1 protein-coding gene is annotated in these 2,586 nt (G+C 60.3%); it reads right to left on the bottom strand.

Going from position 1 to position 2,586, the window contains the following annotated elements; all coding sequences use genetic code 11:
* Positions 1–535: 535 nt before the first annotated feature.
* A complete protein-coding gene (locus tag U1872_RS22110; RefSeq protein WP_332795034.1) occupies positions 536–2,143 on the bottom strand; it encodes a nitrilase-related carbon-nitrogen hydrolase in 1,608 nt (535 codons plus the stop codon).
* Between the last annotated feature and the right edge of the window lie 443 nt (positions 2,144–2,586).

The raw sequence follows: 2,586 nt of genomic DNA, 5'->3' as shown, positions 1-2,586 counted from the left end.
ACCTTCAACTGCTCGCCCGGCAGGCCGCGCCGGCCTGATACGGGGCGTATCCTTCGGTGGCCGGCGTCACCAGTCATCCGCCACGCCTATTTCGCGCAGGCCTTTTTCAACAGCCTCAGGTGTTTTCGACACGGCAAGTCTCAGGCTTTGGCCTGTGGCTGCGGAATGACTAATGTGCGCGCGTTGCTGCAGTTGTCGTGCCAGTTAATGACTGCTTCCGGCGCGAGCGGACCTTCACCGTGGTACACCGGAACGGCGTGAGTTGGTCGAGTGCCGCCACCTCGTGAGCCGCAACCGCCGTTCGCATGCCCGACGGCGAGAGGCGCTTTCGACAGGGGTTGACAATCGAGGCACTTTCGGAACCCTGCCACCCGCCATTCTGATTAGCCAGAGGAGCATGAGCGTTTCTACCGTGGCGAAACGCCCTCGCGCCTTCACGCCGCATTTTCGAGCCATAACCGTAAACAATCAATAAAAAATGCTCTCAAAAATCAGGAATCGAAGGGATTTTTTCCCAACCTCCAGGATCGGGCGCTCAGCCGCCCCCCGGCGCTTTCGAGCCGCGCGGCTTCTCCTCGGGCGGTCCTACATCGCGTGGCGCGCTGCGGTTCCAATCGATCCGGTAAAGATCGAAGCGTCGGTCCGCCAGGTTGCGGACCGTCCCTTCCGCGCGCGCCCAAGTTAGGTCGGCGAGATTAACGTCTGCGATCGTAAGCGTCTCAATGTTCTCGCTAGCTTCCGCTGCGATACCATCTCGGGCAAATGGGAAGTCGCACGGCGTAAGGATGCACGACTGCGCATATTGAACGTCCATATTGTCAACACCTGGAAGATTTCCGACATTTCCGGAGAGAACGACAAAGCATTGGTTCTCGATTGCACGTGCCTGCGCACAGTAACGCACCCGCATATAACCTTGCCGATTATCCGTGCAGAAGGGCACAAAGATGATACGGGCGCCCTCGTCGACAAGTCGGCGAGCGAGTTCCGGGAATTCGCTATCGTAGCAGATTAGGACGCCGATCGGCCCGATGTCCGTCTGGATCACGTCGACTGAACTGCCGCCCTTGATCTTCCACCAATATGCCTCGTTTGGCGTGGGATGGATTTTCTCCTGCGCATGAACCGACCCGTCGCGCAGGCAAACATAGGCGACATTTTGAATGCTCCCATCTTGCGTACGGGTCGGGTGCGATCCGCCGATGATATTGATGTTGTAGCGCAATGCCATCCGAGAGAGCTCCCGGACAACTGGCTCGCGATGCTCCGTCATACGATCGATCGCCTCCATCGGCGACAGATCCTCCTGTTCGAACGAGAGTAGGGACATGGTGAAGAGCTCAGGAAAGACGACGAAGTCGGACCGGTAGTCGGCCGCCACGTCTACGAAATATTCAACGTTTTGGACGAACTCTGCGAAGTCCTTCACTGCGCGGGCTTGAAGCTGTACCGTGGCGAGGCGGACGCTTTCCACGTCACGTGGTACGCGGAAAGCCGGCGGCTCGTTCGGGTCAACATACGGATTGCGCCAGGCCATGTGCGCGGCGAACCCCTCCGAAGCCTTGTCATTTGGCAGGTAGCGCGAGAGCACGCCGATTGGCTTGAAGCCATTGCTCAGTTGGAAGCTGATCACCTGATCGCGAAACTCTCCGGCCGCAACCCGGGCTAGATAATCCTCTGGGCCGTCCACCTTGTTCTTGACCTTGGAGTAACCGGGCATGCGCCCCCCGAACACAATTCCGCGGAGTTCCAGCCTCTCCGCAAGCACACGACGTGCCTCATATAGGCGTTTGCCTATCCGTAGCCCGCGCTGTCGGTCGTCGACTGCCATCTCGATGCCGTACAGCCAGTCTCCCGTCGCATCGTGGCGGCTTCCGAACCCGTTGCCGGTGATCGTCGCCCAGTCATGGGACGACAGTGCGATCGCCTCGTCGATCCGCGACGAAGCACAATATCCGACGATCTCACCTGCGAGGATGGCTACGAACTGGCCCTCGGGAAAATTGTTGATATGGCCGCTGACCTGACCGGCGCTGTAGTTGCCGAAGCCAGGATATGCCCGGGCGATAAGTGTCAGAATACCCGGAACGTCGTCGGGCACCGCCTTCCGAACCTCCAGAGTCGCGGGGCTCTTCTTGAACATCTTGATGCTCCACGTAGTGTGCGAGGCGCGGCGCGTTGCCGCTGACCAGTTGCGGCCTCCTTACCATCTGAAGCCAAGCAACAAAGCTGTTATCTGGCCTTCGCGGGACGAGCGGTCAGCACAATTATGATGTGCGACCGCCTCTCCAACGCGCAGGCATGGCCTGAACGACCGGGGCGCACTGCCGCTGGACCGCTGAATCAAATGACTTTTTGGCGGCTTCCGGGAGGAGCTGCCATTCATACGCACGGCGGGGAATTGCCTAAGTTGGTCGACAGCCGCCGCTGCCGTCACAGGGGGGGGGGGGGGGGGGGGGGGGGGCCCCCCAGGGGGCGTCCGATCGATCGCCGGATGCCACAGCGAAGGGGTTCTCGATCGTGCGCGCTAAACTCCTCAGGCGGCTGGCCAAGGCGATCGGTGTCTGCGGGATAACCGCCGGCCTG

This window comes from Parasphingomonas frigoris (assembly GCF_036663815.1).
GTDB lineage: Bacteria > Pseudomonadota > Alphaproteobacteria > Sphingomonadales > Sphingomonadaceae > Sphingomonas.
The sequence above is the reverse complement of the archived record's forward strand: the minus strand, read 5'-3'. Positions and strand labels throughout refer to the sequence as shown.

Excerpts from the sequence above, each read along its gene's own strand:
- U1872_RS22110 (WP_332795034.1), bottom strand. The coding sequence starts at position 2,143 with ATGTTCAAGAAGAGCCCCGCGACTCTGGAGGTTCGGAAGGCGGTGCCC.